The sequence below is a fragment of the Rhodopirellula sp. P2 genome, from assembly GCF_028768465.1.
GTDB lineage: Bacteria > Planctomycetota > Planctomycetia > Pirellulales > Pirellulaceae > Rhodopirellula.
This window is the reverse complement of sequence record NZ_CP118225.1, coordinates 4,904,215-4,919,788: the sequence shown is the minus strand read 5'-3', so window position 1 is coordinate 4,919,788 and position 15,574 is coordinate 4,904,215. Positions and strand designations below refer to the sequence as shown.

Sequence of the window (15,574 nt, the reverse complement as noted above, 5' to 3'; positions counted from 1 at the left end):
GAACGAAGCAACATGAAAGAGAAAGAGACTCAACCGCCGCATCCACGCGAAGTCAAATCCTTATTGGTTCAAGTAAGCCGCTAGCGCGGCGGTTTCAAATTGATGGTGGAACGGACGCGTTGCGGATTGCTGGAAGCAACCTTTCAGGAGGAGCTGTTCGCTGGGAACAGCTCAGCAACTCCTCCTGAAAAGGAACACAACATGTCCAATTCTAGCTCAAACAATCCGCAAAATGCACCTGGAGTTCACTTCCCGGAAAGTCTTCGCCTGAGACTCTCCGAAGACTTGCACCTGACCGGCAAGGCCAAGCGAACTCACGATGGCTACATCCGAGCGGTCAGGCAGCTCTCCGATTTCGCCGGTTGCAGTCCCGATCAGGTGACCGAGCAGCATGTGCGGCAGTTCTTCTTGCACCTCAAAAACGAACGCAACTTTGCTTATGGATCGCTCCGGGTGGCCTTCTCAGGCATCAAATTCTTGTTCACGCACACCTGCAAGCGTGACTGGGAAATCATCAAGATGCTCAAGCTCCAAAACATCACCACGTTGCCGGAGGTGCTGACGATCGATCAGGTTCATGAACTGATCGGCTCGGCGACCACGCGGCGAATGTTCGTCTATTTCTGGACCGTCTATTCGCTGGGACTGCGACTCAATGAAGCGCTGCATTTGCAGGTCAGTGACATCGACGCCCAGCGAGGCTGGGTCCATGTCCATCGTGGCAAGGGAGCCAAGGACCGGTATGTCCCGCTGCCGACGACGACCGTTCGACTTCTGCGAAACTACTGGGCAAGTCACCGACATCCAAGCTTTCTGTTTCCGGCAGATGGCCGAAACCACAGCCTTGCCAAAGACGGCGTCAGTCAAGCGACGACTCCGATGAGCGAAACGGCCGTTCAAGGAGCAATGAAGCAGATCACGAAAAACCTCCGCTTTGGCAAGAAGGTCAGCATTCATACGCTGCGTCATTCCTATGCGACGCACTTGCTCGAAGCGGGCGTGGGGCTGAAGGTGATTCAAAAGTACTTGGGGCATTCGTCGCTGCAGACCACGATGGTGTACCTGCATTTGACTGATACGGCCGAGGCCAACGCTCGTGAAGAAATCGAAAAGTTGTTCGGTAGGCTACCAGGCAGCGGCGAGTAAACCCGCTCTGGCAAATGCCCACGGTTGCGGAGGCTCTTCGGCAATTCGCACCGGCATACCTGCAGCAACACGCCGATTCGATCTCGGTCGCCGAAGATAAAGTTCTTGGCGCGATCACTCGTTGTCGCACCGGTGCACTGGGTGGTGTTCACTACCAGTGCGGCGGTTGCGGAAGCGATCACTGGGTCGGACGTTCGTGTGGCAATCGGCACTGCCCAAACTGCGGTCACGAGAAGACGCAGGCTTGGATTGAAACGCAGTCTGCCAAGCTGATGCCGGTTCATCACTTCTTGGTCACTTTCACGGTGCCCCGGGAGATCGGCTTGGTGCTGCGCGTTCACCAACGTGACGGCTACCGATGCTTGTTCGATGCCAGCAGTCAGAGCATTCGCGATGTGGGCGCGGCAACCAAGAGCCTGAAAGGATGCCAGCTTGGATTCTTCGGCGTGCTGCACACCTGGGGCCGTGACCCGGCGGTCTATCATCCGCACGTTCACTATGTCGTTCCTGGCGGCGGAGTGAAACTGGATGAGCAAGGCAATGCCGAATCATGGCAGAGCACACCGGAGAACTTCTTGTTCCATCACGGCACGCTGATCCGCGTCTACAAAGCGAAGCTGGCCGATGAGCTTCGTGCCGCTGGGCTGTATGACCAAGTCGATCGCGAGACTTGGACGAAAGACTTCGTCGTCGACATCCAGGCGGTCGGGCACGGCGTTCCAACGCTGAAGTACCTGGCACCGTACGTTCATCGAGTCGCGATCAACGACAGCCGGATCATCGATGTCAACTCAGAAACGGTGACGTACCAAATTCGTCGCAAGGGAAACGTGGTTCAGAACAAAGAGGTTGCCGGCGAAGAGTTCGTGGGCGACTTCTTGCAGCACGTGTTGCCGACGAACTTCATGAAGATTCGTCATTACGGGTGGATGAGCGGCAACAGCAAGGTGAAGGTCGAGGAGGTGAAGTGGTTGGTGTGGCTGATGCTTGGCTGGACTTTCTGGCTGGGCAGTGGCTACGCGCCACAGGTTGAACCACTGACCGCACCGATGAAGTGTCGCCTGTGCGGCGGGATCATGCGAGCGATTGAGGTCAGCTACACATCGTTGTCGTCGCAGGGCATCCGTCCCGAGCATGGGCTGACTTACTACGACAGTGGGTAACGCATGAACCGGGGAAGTGAAATGACCGGTCGAATTCGAACGTCTTCAGGAGGGCGAAGGAGGAAGGTATGTCGCGACAGCAATCTCAAGCTCAAAATTAATCGGGCAATGAGCGTCAATCCGCTTCCATCCAACTCGTCGCCAGCGGAACAGGCACAGAGCAAACGGCCGATCAGCAATTCACCTACTTCAAAACCAACCTGCCTCTTCGTTAGAGAACGCAGCCGGGAAGCAATTCCCAAGAGATCCTCAATCAACGCCTCGCCATTTACCCCCGGGCATCTTGAACAGAGGACTTGAGCTTCGGCTAGGCGACGCGTTTTGAACCGCGACGAACGAAGCAACATGAAAGAGAAAGAGACTCAACCGCCGCATCCACGCGAAGTCAAATCCTTATTGGTTATCGGTCGTCCTGAGGGGCCAGCCGGGGAACATGGGCATCCACCAGTTTACGCAAGTCTTGTGTGACCTGCCAGCCTTCATCTCCAAGTTCGTCTTCAAGGTCAGCCCAGTACCAAACGGAATAGGCGTGTAGGTCAATGTTTTGGTCGAGAAGAGCCAGAATGCCCGGCCACCGATCATCCGATGCGAGATCGTCAAGATCATCAAACGCCTGAATAATGGTTTCCATCAGCGTGAAGCGTTCATCGTTAGTCAGGCCACCGCTGCGGTACAGTGCGAGGTACTCGTCGATGCGGGAACTGTCTGCAATTTCCCATTCCCAGTCTTGCATCGAGGGATGGTTCGGAACGTCAAGTATCGCCGCGAGATTGGCAATGGCGTCAGCAGTGGGAAATCGCCAAAGATGCTCGGGAACGGGCATGTAACTTCAATTCGATAACGTTAGACATCACGGGGAACGGACGGAAGACTTTCTACTTCAAGAACCGCGCAAGCCGTTCTCCCGTGCATGTCATGGTTCGCCGCTCGGTTGTTTCTTCGAGTCGGCCCATCGTGACCACGCCAAGTAGTCACCGCCGAACTCATGTCCAGTATACCGTTCGAGAGCGTCGATGATACTGCGTAGGCTGGTGTCTCGCGCAATCTCGAGTTCGCGCTCCGTTTCTTCCGACCCGCGATAACCATGACGCGGGACGTAGTACGTGCGAATATACGCAATCATTTCAGCAGCGCGGATCGCCGATGCGTCGTCGTTAATCTCTGTGTATTCTTTGCCCCATTCGGTGAGTTCACGCGTTACCGCGTGTTGGTGCAGTTCTACCCCTTTGCGAGTGATCCACGACCAGCCGAGCACCCCCGATGCACAGCAAATCGCTAGCACCGTTGGTACGGCCAGTAGGTTGCGTGTTGTGAATCGCATTTACGTCACGTCGGAGTCGAGGCATCCATTAGCGGTCGGCGAACGTTAAAAATCACGGGGTACGGGCGAACGACTTGCAAGCAAACGAGAAAACAGACCACCCGTACTCCCGTGCATTTTATGGTTCCTCGGCTTCGGACGCTTGGGGTCCGACCGAGCCGAAACTTGGTCGCAACGCCGAGGGGAAATGGAACAATCCGATCAGCCCTACGAACACGAGGACCAAACCCAACAATACAGAATACGCCGCCCATGCACGCCCATTGGCCGTAATCGCGATCGGACCGAAAGTTTGCGTAATCGTGACTGATCGCCCCTTCGGAATTTGGACCGTGATCGTCTGAGTGCGTGTGCCATCATCATTGTAAGTACTTGGGCCTTCGTAAATTGTCTTTGCTTCGCCAATCGGTTCGGCGGACAACGCATGTGCCGCGTGCCGAGACGACCAAGCGATGAACGACAGCGGAAGGGCCACTGCGAAAAAGAGCAGCCAGACAGGAAGTTGGTAGAGCACGTTCATTTCATTCGAGGAACGGCAGAAATCACGCGGTTGCGGCGGACGAACTTGCCATCAGAAAACGCGTGATCCGCAACTCGCGTGCATTTCATTGTTATTTGGCCGTCGCTCTGACCCGGTGTCAATCGTCAGTAATGATCGTTCCATTCTCCCAGAAGTCTTCGACCTTCCGCCAGTACTGCAAGGATACCGGACGTAGAAATTCGAGGAATTGGTCAGGCATGGTGTTGGAATGCAGGTTCGTATTCTGAAGACTCTCAAGGATTCCAATCGTCGCCGCCTCGCGAACATATTTGTCACCATCGATGTGCAACCGTTCGATCGTTTCAAATGCCACGTGAAGTTGTTGTCGGTCTCGCGTTTCAAGCAGTGAAATTACATATCGCGAGAAATCAGCGAGTGCAAGGTAGTAAGGGTTTTCGAGTTCGTCTTCCCACTCAGCCATGAATGCACCATAGGTTGCTGTGAAATCCGGGCACGCTGCAATTATGACGGCCATCACCTCTGCTCGGTCAAGCATTCGGTGTCCGTTCCTCCTCAATCAAATAACGGGGAGCATCTGCGTGGTGGCGGAAACGAGACTTCCACTTGTTGTAGGTCTCCACCGCCACTCCGCAGCATGCATTGGTTATTGCGTGCGGGGCGGAATGGCCGGGCCCCGTCAGATGAAGTGAAATTGTACGACAGGCCGGATGGCGAAACAACAAAGCGGGAATTGATGCAAAGCCAACCAAGTCGAGAAAATGACCTGTGATGGAATGATCGAGCGTCGTTGCGAATGCAATGATGGGTGAACGGTGATTGCCAATCAACCGTGGAACCAACAAGAGAAACTTGAGAACCAACTCGGGTGCAGGTGCGAATCGTCGCGTTCCAACCAGCATGTTCCGTCAAGCGATTCGCAATCAACCAAAGAATGCGACGCAAGGCATCCATGTGCGAAGCGGTTCAAACGTCGTCGAGCAGTCAACCAATTCGTCGCAATAACTTGTTTATCACCTGTTGGACAGGTGGGAATAAGTGGTGAGGTTTATTCTACACGGTTTGCCGGTGGGAATAAGTCGCCTTCCGAGCACTTGTTCTCGTCAGTCGGCGCGGACTTCGTCCACGTGGGTGACTTGTTCTCACCGTGACGCTTCCAGGACGTTGCGTCCTCTGATTGATCTTAACAGTCAATTTGACGGCAGGACTTGAGCCAAAGGACTGCATCCTTTGATACTCGCGAAAGTGTCCAGTGGAATTCCCGTCTTATTCTTGGGGATCCGCACCCGGCTTGCAAGCATTTTTGCACCCGGTGAACAAAAACGCACGCTTTGAGCGGTGGTTTCCGCGAGTTTCCCGCCTAGCTTGTTCACGCACGCGAGACAGTTTTGGTGGCTGACGTGGAGGCGTTGCGTCTGGTTGCGTTGGAGCGTTTTGGGAAGCGTTTTATGTTTGATCGGCAGGAGGAGAAGGAGGAGGAGATGCTGTGAGGCCTTGCTTCGAACCACGCGAACAACAAGTGACGTAAGCAGGTCGGCTGGAATGATCGGGCACAACCATGTGAGCCGTTTGGGCGTTCGCCCCGGTTGCCCGTGAAAACCGTGGCTAACGCCAACGGCTCACATACCCGATGACACCTGCGAACCTGCATAGCGGAAGGGCACGAGCCCTCCGGTTCCTCACCGGGCGGCTTGCGCCACACCGCTAAACAGGTCGGCAGGAGTCTTTCGGCATTTGAAATGTCTTGGCAAGCGTGGTTGCTTCCACGTCCAACTCCGGTTTCTCACCGGGCGGCTTGCGCCACACCGCTAACATCGTGACTTGTTGTTCACGCGTCGCTTACGCTGCGGGTTGGGAGGGAGGATTCTCAGGCTGGAAGCCACTTGGGTTGCAAAGCGACGGGGTGAGCGACTTGCTGAGGTGGCAGGTTGGATGACACGAATTGCATTGACACGGTTCAGGTGCGGGAGTTGAGTTGTGATGGGGACGTTTTCGAAACCGGCGAGTGCCGAACAGAAGCAGCGTTGGGCGAAGAGATGGTTCCAAAAGCTTTGCCAATTTCACCGGCGGAAGACGGAACCGGATTGGAAGTTTTCGGCCGATGATGTGATTGCTTTCTTGCGATCACGTCGCGATGCATTTGCGACGCGCGGTGGAGCAGGCGGGGATTTGGAAGCATGTGACAAGCCACACGTTTCGCCATTGCTTTGCGACGCATCTGCTATGGCAGTCCACTGGAAACCGTTCGCGTGATGCTGCTCGACGACGGTGGCTGGGCACGCAAACATTGGAGGACAAATGTTCTCCTCTCGTTTCAGGTTTGACGCAGAGGTCGTGCAGTTTTACTTCACCCTCCCTTCGGGAGGGTCGGCCCGCTTCGGGCCGGGGAGGGTTCCGTGCTGGATTCAATGCTGAACCCTCCCCTCGCTTCGCTCGGCCCTCTCAGGGGGAGGGTGATGAGAAACGCGTAACAGTACAGCACTTAAAAACTGCCCAACCGCCGCGGTGGAGAGCGGGACTGGTTGTTGGCCGTTGTTGCGTGGGGAAGTCGTTGGAGAGGCAGGGGGCGGAGTAGAAGGGAGGATCCCAGGCTGGCGGCGGTGGTTTAGCCGATGACGGAGGCTGCAATGATGATGGAGATTCCGAGCACGATTGCGGCCACGACGATGGAAACGGCCAAATTGTGTTCTTCGCCGATTTCGTGCAGGATCGAGAACGGGGTGAGCTTTTCCATCAGCACCAAACATCCTAAGAACACCACGATCCCAACCACCGAAAACACGCAGGCGGCGATCAAGTGTTGCAGCAGCAATTCCAAGCCGGTGCTGGTGGGAAGTGGTTCCGTCGTCTGGGCCAGTCCGCGGAGTTGATCAAGCATGGTCGTTCCCTTTTCGCTTTGTTTGTTTGAGTGAGTTTTGGTGTGTTCGGTGAAGGAATGTCCGGCTGAGATCAGGCGTTGAACGCGGGCATGGCGAACTGCGGTGATTCATTTTCCGCCGCCCCAGGATCCGCCGTAAGCGCGGCCTCCGCCACCGCTGCTGCCCATGTTGTCGACGATGCCAAAGTTGACCGCTTGCCAGCCTTGGAACGCCGCAACGGAGTACCAACCGCAGACAAGAAAGCCAATGATCAGATAGATTCGGAGCAATTTCATCAGTCATCACTGCTGGCATAAGGACTGAAGTCGCTGTCTTTCCAGCGTGAGACTTCGAAGTTGTGTTTGAACACCAGGCAGCCAATTGGAATCGCGGACACAAACAGCAACGCGTAGAACAACATCCATCCATCGGCGCTGGGGGTAGCCGCGGACGCCGAACGATGGTTGCCTAAGTAGATGATGAACATGTAAAAGCAGAAGCCCACCCAGGCGGCCCAGATTCCAAACGAAATCTGAGGCGACGGTTGGATGACGCCCACGCCCCAGGGACGCGTCAAATTCTCGACCCCGAACGCGGCTTCGATTTCATCGGGCTTCATGTAGGTGCCCAGTGACACGATCCGCTCATGAGTTCGGCCTGCGAAACTGTCCTCGATTGAAAGCATGCGAGGGGGCGCGATGAAGTCAGCGGTCTCGACGCGATCGCCTTGTTGGACCTTCCAGTAGAATTCCCCGATCACGTGCCGGACGATTGCGGTGGCGCGGTCATAGATTCGGAAGGAATCTCCATCGTGATGAATCCGGCTGGACAATGGATCCATGGCGTGTCCGGTGACCGGTTGGACGAACGACCAGTGCCGATCGTTTTCCACCAACCAGCGGAAGCCGACGCCGGGGGCGTACAGCAAGTATTCCGTCCACGGGTAGGTGGTGCCGGCATAACGTACGAATCGAGCCATGATTCCGATGATGATGTACTCGGTGCCGTCGATCGAGCCTCGTACACCCAGTGGCAGGGAGGTGTGCAGTTCACGCTTTTCCAGCATCGTCAGCAGTTTCAGGCGTCCGTCGTCGTTGGACAGCAACGCGCCGCAGTGCTGACATCCCACTCGCAAGGTTTCTTGGGGAGCATGCAGGTCCAACGAACCGCCGCACTTGGGGCAATTCAAGTGCAGGGACGCAACCGCGATGGTTCCGGAGTCCGGATCGGGTTGCCAATCCGGAGTCGACAGATTCAGTTTTTCTTTGGTGACCGTGCGGCCAATGTACGTGTGTTGTTCGCCGCGCGAATAGTCAAAGGTTGCAAACCAGGATCCACCGTCGGGTTCGGGAGCACCTTGCAAATCGACGTAACGATGATCGTCGCCAGGACGGAATGGCCAAGGGATTTCGCCTTGAGCCGAGCGGGCTTTGGCAACCCCGGTTTCCGCGACCGTGAGGTCTTGACCGCCGTAGTGAACCATTTGTCCGAGCGACAATGAATCAAAGTCGGGCAAGGGGGATTTGACTCGGACCGGGCGTTCAAACGTCAGGTGCAATTGGCCTTGAGCCTCGGCCAACCAAGCCATCTTGTCACCGGGGAACCGCAGGTACCATTCGTCCCAGACTCCGCCGGCGGCGTGGTCGTACTGGACACGGCCAATGACTTCGAATGGTTTGCCGCGGAAGGAACCGGAGGATCCCATCTGAACGACTGAATTGGTTTCGACGAGGTCACTGACTTTGCCGTAGTCCTCGATGTCTTTGTCGCCGCGCGCGACCGCGGTGTGACAGAATTCACAGACGCTGACCATCGAGTTCCCGAATCGAAATTCAACGGGTGCCCCGCAACCGGGGCACGAAGCGCGGCGAACCTTCATTCGTCGACCTCGGCGATCGCTTCCGCCCAGGCTCCCCGGCGGAGGTGCCGGATTCGCACGTCGCTGGCGTGCAGTCGAGATTGCAATTGCGTTTCCCAGTCCCAGACCGCGGTCTCTCGGCAGCAGACCAGGTTGAACGTGGCGACGCCATGTTCGGGGTAGGTGTGCACGGCCAAGTGGGATTCGGACAGCAGGTACAACGCGGTGACGCCGTGGGGCGGGCCAAAGACGTGCGATTGAGGCACGCCGACGATCTTCAATTCCAGCGATTCAATCACGTCGTGGCAGATGGCTTGGATCGTCGTCAGCGACTGGAGAGATTTGGCATCGCATCCTGAGGCATCGACGATCCACTGGCCGCCGACGCTGATCGACGGCGCAGCAGCGGTTGGCTCGCTCGTCGCGTTCGTCGGTGCGTTGAGGGGCGTTGAGGGCACTCCGTTCACTCCGTTGTCATGGTTTCATCACGGCGGCCGTGAAAATTCAGGTGCCTGAGTCAGTTGGCGGGCGGTGGAGGCGGTGGGCTGCCGGCGGCCAGCATGGGTGCCAGGGCGGGAACATCCTTGGCCATCAGCCAACCGCTCATTCCGGTCGCCCAAACCATGGATTCGGCTCCCATTTCGCCGCTTCCGATTCCGGCACGGACTTGGTCGGCAGTGAACGGGCCGTGTGTCACACCGTCTTTGGCCACATACCAAGCGGTCGCGGCGGGAGGTGGTGGAGGTCCGGCAGGGCTGGCGGCGGGCGCTGCGGCACCGGGGGGCATGGCGCCCGGCAACATGCGTCCGGCCATGGCGACACCGAGGCCCAGTCCCAGGCCTTCGGCTGCTCCACCGCCGCCACCATTTTCGGCGGCGGACGTCATGGCTTGGCCCATTTGGTACTGCTGGAACCGGTTCATGTCGCCGATCACGCCCATGCTGGTTCGCGTGTCCAGAGCCTTCTCGACGGACTCGGGCAACGAAATGTTGACAATGAACAACTGGGTGCAATCCAGCCCGTATTCGTCGTCGATCTTTTCGACCACACGCTCGCGAAGTTGGGCGGCAAGTTGTTCGTAATTGCTGGCCAGATCCAAGGCTGCGATTTGCGACGACCCGATCAGATCCGCAAACGACGATTGGATGATCGATCGCAACAAGACGTTGACGTCGTCGGCCCCGAATTCACCGTTGGTGCCGACCACCTCCAGCAGCAACGCTTTGGGATCGACTGCACGCAAGGCGTAGGTTCCGAAGGCCCGAATTCGGATCGGGCCGAACTCGGGGTCACGCAGCATGATCGGGTTGGGGGTTCCCCATTTCAGATCGGTGAGCTGGCGAGTGCTGACGAAGTAGACTTCGGCTTTGAACGGGCTGTTGAACCCGTACTTCCAACCTTGCAGGGTCGTCATGACGGGCATGTTGTCCGTCGTCAGTTGGTAATGCCCGGGAGGGTAGATGTCAGCGATTTCGCCTTTGTAAACAAAGACGGCGGTTTGGCCGGGACGCACGATCAATTGCGCCCCATTTTTGATTTCGTTGTCGTGCCGAGGGAACCGCCACATCAATGTGTGCTGTGTGTCATCGATCCATTCGATGATATCAATCAACTCGGAACGAATCAGATCAAACAATCCCACGTCGCGTCTCCTGTGTACGGTCTCGAAATCGTTGCCAAGCCTAGGGCGGTTGGGGGGCAGGGTCAAACGGTGACCAACCCAAAAATCCGAACGGAATCCCGGTAGCAGAATTCTAGCGTTCCCCGGCCAACGCCGGGGGCATCTGCCCGTCCCGGAGCCGGCGAAATGCCAATCAACAACAAGCGGGGCCCAACAATCGGAACACCCGTCCTTGTTTGTGAAGGGCTCGATTTGGAAAGGAGTGGGGCGCGATGAGCCATCAGAAAACGCTGATTTTTAATCTGCTCGGCGAAGGGAATTTCGGCCAACTGGGGCTCCAGGCTTTGAACCGCTGACCACCCGATTCTGTATCAAATCAACGTCCCGAGCCAGTTCAGCCGAAAATGTTTTGGCGTTGGAGCATCGGGGGCCTCCAGTTCGGCAAAGGGCCGATTGAAACGCCCAGAATCAGCCGTTTTGAATTCTCCATCGATTTTGCGAAAGCTCTTCGGTCGGCCTGCTCAATCTGCTACAATGAACGGCGCTGCGACTCGTTCTGATCGCCTGCAGTGGGCGGTTGCGTACAATGCTTGCAGTCCTGCCTTCCCTTTCCCACCTACCTTTACGATTGAGTCGCCCGACGGAGAGAGATTGGAGACAATCCAGCTCTGTTGTGGAACGCTCGCCCCGCCCATGAGATCCAATCGCATCCTGCCGGGAACTCGATGGCCTCGCGTGTTGTTATCGCTCGCGAGTGCACTGGCTTTGTTGGCATTTTCAACAGCCAACGCCGACGAGGACACCCCCGCCGAATCCACGCCGAGTGAACCGTTGACGGTTGATCTTTCCAATTGGGAAACCACTGGTTTTCTGAAGTTGGAAGAGTTCTGTCTCGATTGCCACAACGCGGACTATCAAGAAGCTGAAGTCGATCTGTCGCTGCTCAGCACCGCCGACAAGGTTCGCGACAACAGCGAGTTGGCGATGCACTCGATCAGCATGATTCGGTTCGGCGCGATGCCGCCGGAAGACTCGGCGCTGCCAACCATCGAAGAGCGTCGTGAACTGGCTGACCAGTTGGACGATTTGGTCTTTCACGCGACCTGTGATTTGCGTCCCAAGCCCGGACGGGTGACGGCGCGTCGTTTGAACCGCGCGGAATACAACAACGCGATTCGGGATCTGTTTGGGGTGGATCTGCGTCCCGCGGATCAATTTCCGTCGGATGAAGTTGGTGGTGGCTTCGACAACAACGCCGATGTGTTGTCGCTGTCGACGATGTTGATGGAAAAGTACCTGAAAGCGGGTGAGTCCGTGGCTTCGGCAGTGATCGTTGATCCAGCCACCCTTCCGTCGCTCAAAAAGACTTTTGCAGACCAGACTCTGCACACGATCGGTGAAGCCAAGCTGGCCTCGTTCGGCGAATGGTTCATTCGTGGCGACGGCATGGTTTGGGTCGAGGTCGAGGTTCCGATCGAAGGCGAATACTCGTTCGACATTCGCGGCGGCACGAACGTGGTGCGATCGGCGATGAATCCGTCCGACGACGATTCAGGCGAGAAGGACGAAGCGGAAAACGACAAGAAAGAGGTCAACGACAAGGTCAATCGTTGTGTGATGGTGCACGACGAAGAGGGGCGGTTGATCGAGATTCTGGATTTCAACTACCAAGAAAAGAGCGGGCCAACAGATGGCGAGTCGTTTCGGAAAACGTTGAAACCCGGCAAGCATCGGTTCTTCTTTTCACCGACCGACACCTGGGCTGATGAACTGCCCAAGGCCGAAGATCGCCAGGATCCGTGGCGAATCGGAGAATCGATTTCAGAACGTGTGCAGGGATTCACGGATGCAGAACTCGCCAAGACCGTGTTGCCCGCCGGAGAAAAGATCGAAATCGATCGCCGGATTTCCAGCGAAGAATTCAATTTCAAGTTCAAGACAGTTTCGATCGACGGTCCCTCGGCTCACACTCGCCAGGATCTTCCGAAGACCCAGAAACAGCTGATCCCACGAATGGCTCGTCAGCGTGGCGATCGTTGGGAAGACGTGCTCAAGGCGGCGGAAGTCAATTTGGAACCATTGATGCGACGCGCGTTTCGTCGCGAAGTCAGCGAAGAGGAAGTCCAGAGATACGCGAAGTTGGTGGAAGACGCCACCAATCGGCAGGAGTCGTTTTATGTCGGGATGCAACAAGCCATCACCGCGATTCTGTGTTCGCCGAGTTTCCTGTTCCGCATTGAGCTTCCAGAGTCGGACGAAGCCCGTGAATTGGCTGCGTCGGGGGAGGCCGTTCCGCTGTCCTCCGCTCAGCTGGCTAGCCGGTTGTCGTTCTTCCTGTGGAGCAGTCTTCCGGACGAGGCGTTGTTGAACGCCGCAAAGAAAAATGAGTTGATTGACGAGTCCAAACGTCGGGATCAACTTCGGCGGATGTTGGACGACCCCAAGTCGAATTCATTGGGCGAGCAATTCGCGACGCAGTGGTTTGGTCTGGGCAACCTGAACGCTCGCGACATGGCGGCGTTTGGTGGCAATGAAGAAGGTCCGTCGATCACCGTCGATGACTTGGCCGCCGAGACGCACGCGTTGTTCGACCATGTGTTGAAGAACAATCTGCCGGTCACCGAATTGCTGACTGCGGACTACACGTTCGTCAACGATTCGTTGGCGGATTGGTATGGCGTTGAACTGCCGAATCCGAAGGAAGCGAATCAGCTGCAAAAGGTTTCTCTGGCGGATGCCGGTCGACGTGGCATTTTGGGCCACGCCGGTGTGCTGACGCTGACCAGCTATCCAACGCGGAACTCACCGGTTTTGCGAGGGAAATGGATTCTCGAAAACGTGCTGGGGACGCCACCGCCGGAAGCACCGCCAAACGTGCCTGAGCTCGAAGCCACCCGCGCGGCTTCGGCCGATGCGACTTTACGTGAACAGTTGGAATTGCACCGCGCTGATCCCGGTTGCGCCTCCTGCCACCGTGTCATGGATGCGTTGGGATTTGGTTTGGAAACGATGGATCACCTTGGTCGACTTCGTCCGCCCAGTGACCCATCGGTCGCCGATGCCACCGGTGAACTGCCGGGTGGGCGTTCTTTCCGGGGCGCGATGGAATTGAGTGAAATGTTAGCCAGAACAGAAGGCCGACGTTTTGCCGATACAACTGTTCGACGGTTGCTTTCGTTCGCCATCGGTCGTGAATTGCGACCGGCCGACCGATGCTTTGTCGAAGTCATTTTGAACGACGCCGAAAGCGATGGTTTCCGATTGCGAGACCTTGTGGAAGGTGTCATCAACAGCCCTCCGTTTTTGTCCACCAGCGTCCCTACCTCTTGATCGTTCGTTCCTGCCTGCCAACGGCTCCTCGCCAGAACTAAGGAAAGTCAAATGAAAGACTCGATGAACGTCCCCCCTGCTCCCAATCAGCCCAACTCGATTGTTCAAGTGGGATCGTCCCGGTTGAGCCGACGAACGATGCTGCGTGCATCCGGGTTGGCTCTTGGTTTGCCGTTGCTTGAGGCGATGACGCCGGCTGGTCGAAGTGCCTATGCGTCGAAGGAGGCACTGCAAATCACGGACGCTTCGCGTCCGGTTCGCATGGCTTGCGTGTTCTTCCCCAACGGAGTCATTCAGCCGTCTTGGCGTCCCACGGTGGATGGGGACAACTGGGAAATGGGCGAGACGCTCAAACCGTTGGAAGCCTACAAAGACAAACTCAACGTGATCTCGAACTTGACCCACGAGAACGGACGGGCTGGCAAAGATGGTGCCGGCGACCACGCTCGCGGTGGATCGACTTTCTTGACGGCGGCGCGGCCTGTCAAAACCAGCAGCAACATTCGGCTGGGCATCTCGCTTGACCAAGTCGCCGCAACGGCGCTGGCGGGACAAACTCGGTTGCCTTCGATCGAACTCGGTTTGACCGGCAGTCGCAACGCTGGCAGTTGTGACTCGGGGTACAGCTGTGCTTACTCTTCGAACATTTCCTGGAAGAACGAATCGCAGCCGATGCCCAAGGAAACCATTCCGCGGCTGGCGTTCGAACGGATGTTCGGTTCCGGTGACGCGGCCTTGGAACGCAAGCAACGGATGGCTCGAAAGAGCATCCTGGACGTGGTCCGTGACGATGCTGAACGTTTGATGAAACAGGTCGGCAAGACCGACAAACGCAAGCTTGATGAGTACTTCACCAGCGTTCGCGAAATTGAGACTCGGATTGAACAAACCGAAGCCGAAGACCGCAAATCATTGCCTGATTTGGAGGTCCCAATGGGACGCGTGACCGCGTTCCGCGAGCACGCTCGGTTGATGTATGACCTGATGGTCGTTGGCTTCCAAACCGATACCACGCGAGTCGCAACTTTCATGCTGGACACCGCCGGTGGCAATCGCACCTACCCTGAAATTGGCGTGAAGGAAGCTCACCACGGGTTGAGTCACCACCGCAACAAGACTGAGACCGTCGAGAAGATCCAAAAGATCGATCAGTATCTCGTGGAGCAATTCGCATATTTCCTTGAGAAAATGGAATCGGTGCAAGAGGGCGACGGCACCTTGCTGGACAATTCGATGGTGCTTTACGGCAGTGGACTGGGCGATGGGAATCGTCACACCCACCATGATTTGCCGATCGTGTTGGCTGGTGGTGGCGGAGGTCAGATCAAGACGGGCCGGTACCTGCAAGTCGCCGAGGAAACTCCCATGGCAAACTTGTTCCTCAGCATGCTCGACGTGGTCGGCACACCAGCCGAACAAATCGGTGACAGCACTGGCCGGGTGGATCTGTCGTAAGGGGGATCGTGATCTCAGGGCTTCTGCACCGAGCAATCATTGCGAACTCGTGCGAAGCCGTTTTGATCCAATCGCCCGGTGTGGCTGACATCAGCGCATCGACCAAGCCACCTACGTAGCTGGATTCGCCAGAATTCAGTGTGGTCCCTCGCTGACGCGTTCGGGTTGTGAAGTTGGCAGTAGCTGGATTCGCCAGAATTCAGAGGCTCGAGTTGGAACAGGTCCGAATTCTTGGCGAATCTGGCGACGGTCCGGCGAATCCGGCGATCGCATTGGACTGCGACGAAGGCGTTGTTGCTTGTACGCCTGGTCGGATCTGGCCC

Annotated in this window: 12 protein-coding genes; 4 read left to right on the top strand and 8 right to left on the bottom strand. The window is 56.8% G+C overall.

The window, feature by feature from the left end:
* The first annotated feature begins 105 nt into the window (after positions 1-105).
* The gene (locus PSR62_RS17465) at positions 106-1,146 is read left to right on the top strand and encodes a tyrosine-type recombinase/integrase (RefSeq protein ID WP_338020217.1); all 1,041 of its coding nucleotides are present in this window, start codon (positions 106-108) and stop codon (positions 1,144-1,146) included.
* Positions 1,147-1,160: 14 nt separating this feature from the next.
* Complete coding sequence (locus tag PSR62_RS17460) at positions 1,161-2,309, top strand: IS91 family transposase (RefSeq protein ID WP_274403800.1); 1,149 nt, start codon at positions 1,161-1,163, stop codon at positions 2,307-2,309.
* Between the two features lie 400 nt (positions 2,310-2,709).
* Here PSR62_RS17460 and PSR62_RS17455 read toward each other — a convergent pair whose 3' ends face one another.
* The 8 genes from PSR62_RS17455 to PSR62_RS17415 form a co-directional block, all read right to left on the bottom strand.
* Positions 2,710-3,132, bottom strand: a complete 423-nt coding sequence (locus tag PSR62_RS17455) for a hypothetical protein (RefSeq protein ID WP_274404288.1) — start codon at positions 3,130-3,132, stop codon at positions 2,710-2,712.
* Between the two features lie 90 nt (positions 3,133-3,222).
* Positions 3,223-3,630, bottom strand: a complete 408-nt coding sequence (locus PSR62_RS17450) for a hypothetical protein (protein ID WP_274404287.1) — start codon at positions 3,628-3,630, stop codon at positions 3,223-3,225.
* A 638-nt stretch (positions 3,631-4,268) separates the two neighbouring features.
* On the bottom strand, positions 4,269-4,667 hold the full coding sequence (locus PSR62_RS17445; RefSeq protein WP_274404286.1) for a DUF7674 family protein: 399 nt from the start codon (positions 4,665-4,667) through the stop codon (positions 4,269-4,271).
* Between the two features lie 2,067 nt (positions 4,668-6,734).
* Positions 6,735-7,007, bottom strand: coding sequence for a DUF350 domain-containing protein (locus tag PSR62_RS17435; RefSeq protein WP_274404284.1), 273 nt, complete (start codon positions 7,005-7,007; stop codon positions 6,735-6,737).
* A gap of 108 nt (positions 7,008-7,115) precedes the next feature.
* The gene (locus tag PSR62_RS17430) at positions 7,116-7,283 is read right to left on the bottom strand and encodes a hypothetical protein (RefSeq protein ID WP_274404283.1); all 168 of its coding nucleotides are present in this window, start codon (positions 7,281-7,283) and stop codon (positions 7,116-7,118) included.
* Positions 7,283-8,800: a DUF4178 domain-containing protein gene (locus PSR62_RS17425; protein ID WP_274404282.1), complete on the bottom strand. Its 1,518-nt coding sequence runs from the start codon at positions 8,798-8,800 to the stop codon at positions 7,283-7,285. Before PSR62_RS17425 ends, PSR62_RS17430 begins: the two co-directional genes overlap by 1 nt.
* A 62-nt stretch (positions 8,801-8,862) precedes the next feature.
* Positions 8,863-9,303, bottom strand: a complete 441-nt coding sequence (locus PSR62_RS17420; protein ID WP_274404281.1) for an S-adenosylmethionine decarboxylase family protein — start codon at positions 9,301-9,303, stop codon at positions 8,863-8,865.
* A 59-nt stretch (positions 9,304-9,362) separates the two neighbouring features.
* A complete protein-coding gene (locus tag PSR62_RS17415; RefSeq protein ID WP_274404280.1) occupies positions 9,363-10,487 on the bottom strand; it encodes an SPFH domain-containing protein in 1,125 nt (374 codons plus the stop codon).
* Positions 10,488-11,159: 672 nt separating this feature from the next.
* Between PSR62_RS17415 and PSR62_RS17410 the strand changes: the two genes are divergently transcribed.
* Complete coding sequence (locus PSR62_RS17410) at positions 11,160-13,796, top strand: DUF1592 domain-containing protein (RefSeq protein ID WP_274404279.1); 2,637 nt, start codon at positions 11,160-11,162, stop codon at positions 13,794-13,796.
* Between the two features lie 51 nt (positions 13,797-13,847).
* Complete coding sequence (locus PSR62_RS17405) at positions 13,848-15,251, top strand: DUF1552 domain-containing protein (protein WP_274404278.1); 1,404 nt, start codon at positions 13,848-13,850, stop codon at positions 15,249-15,251.
* Positions 15,252-15,574 lie beyond the last annotated feature (323 nt).

Bases quoted from the DNA above. Each gene is read 5' to 3' on its own strand.
- PSR62_RS17410 (WP_274404279.1), top strand. From the start codon at position 11,160: ATGAGATCCAATCGCATCCTGCCGGGAACTCGATGGCCTCGCGTGTTG.
- PSR62_RS17425 (WP_274404282.1), bottom strand. From the start codon at position 8,800: ATGGTCAGCGTCTGTGAATTCTGTCACACCGCGGTCGCGCGCGGCGAC.
- PSR62_RS17445 (WP_274404286.1), bottom strand. From the start codon at position 4,667: ATGCTTGACCGAGCAGAGGTGATGGCCGTCATAATTGCAGCGTGCCCG.
- PSR62_RS17450 (WP_274404287.1), bottom strand. From the start codon at position 3,630: ATGCGATTCACAACACGCAACCTACTGGCCGTACCAACGGTGCTAGCG.
- PSR62_RS17435 (WP_274404284.1), bottom strand. From the start codon at position 7,007: ATGCTTGATCAACTCCGCGGACTGGCCCAGACGACGGAACCACTTCCC.
- PSR62_RS17405 (WP_274404278.1), top strand. From the start codon at position 13,848: ATGAAAGACTCGATGAACGTCCCCCCTGCTCCCAATCAGCCCAACTCG.
- PSR62_RS17455 (WP_274404288.1), bottom strand. From the start codon at position 3,132: ATGCCCGTTCCCGAGCATCTTTGGCGATTTCCCACTGCTGACGCCATT.
- PSR62_RS17460 (WP_274403800.1), top strand. From the start codon at position 1,161: ATGCCCACGGTTGCGGAGGCTCTTCGGCAATTCGCACCGGCATACCTG.
- PSR62_RS17430 (WP_274404283.1), bottom strand. From the start codon at position 7,283: ATGAAATTGCTCCGAATCTATCTGATCATTGGCTTTCTTGTCTGCGGT.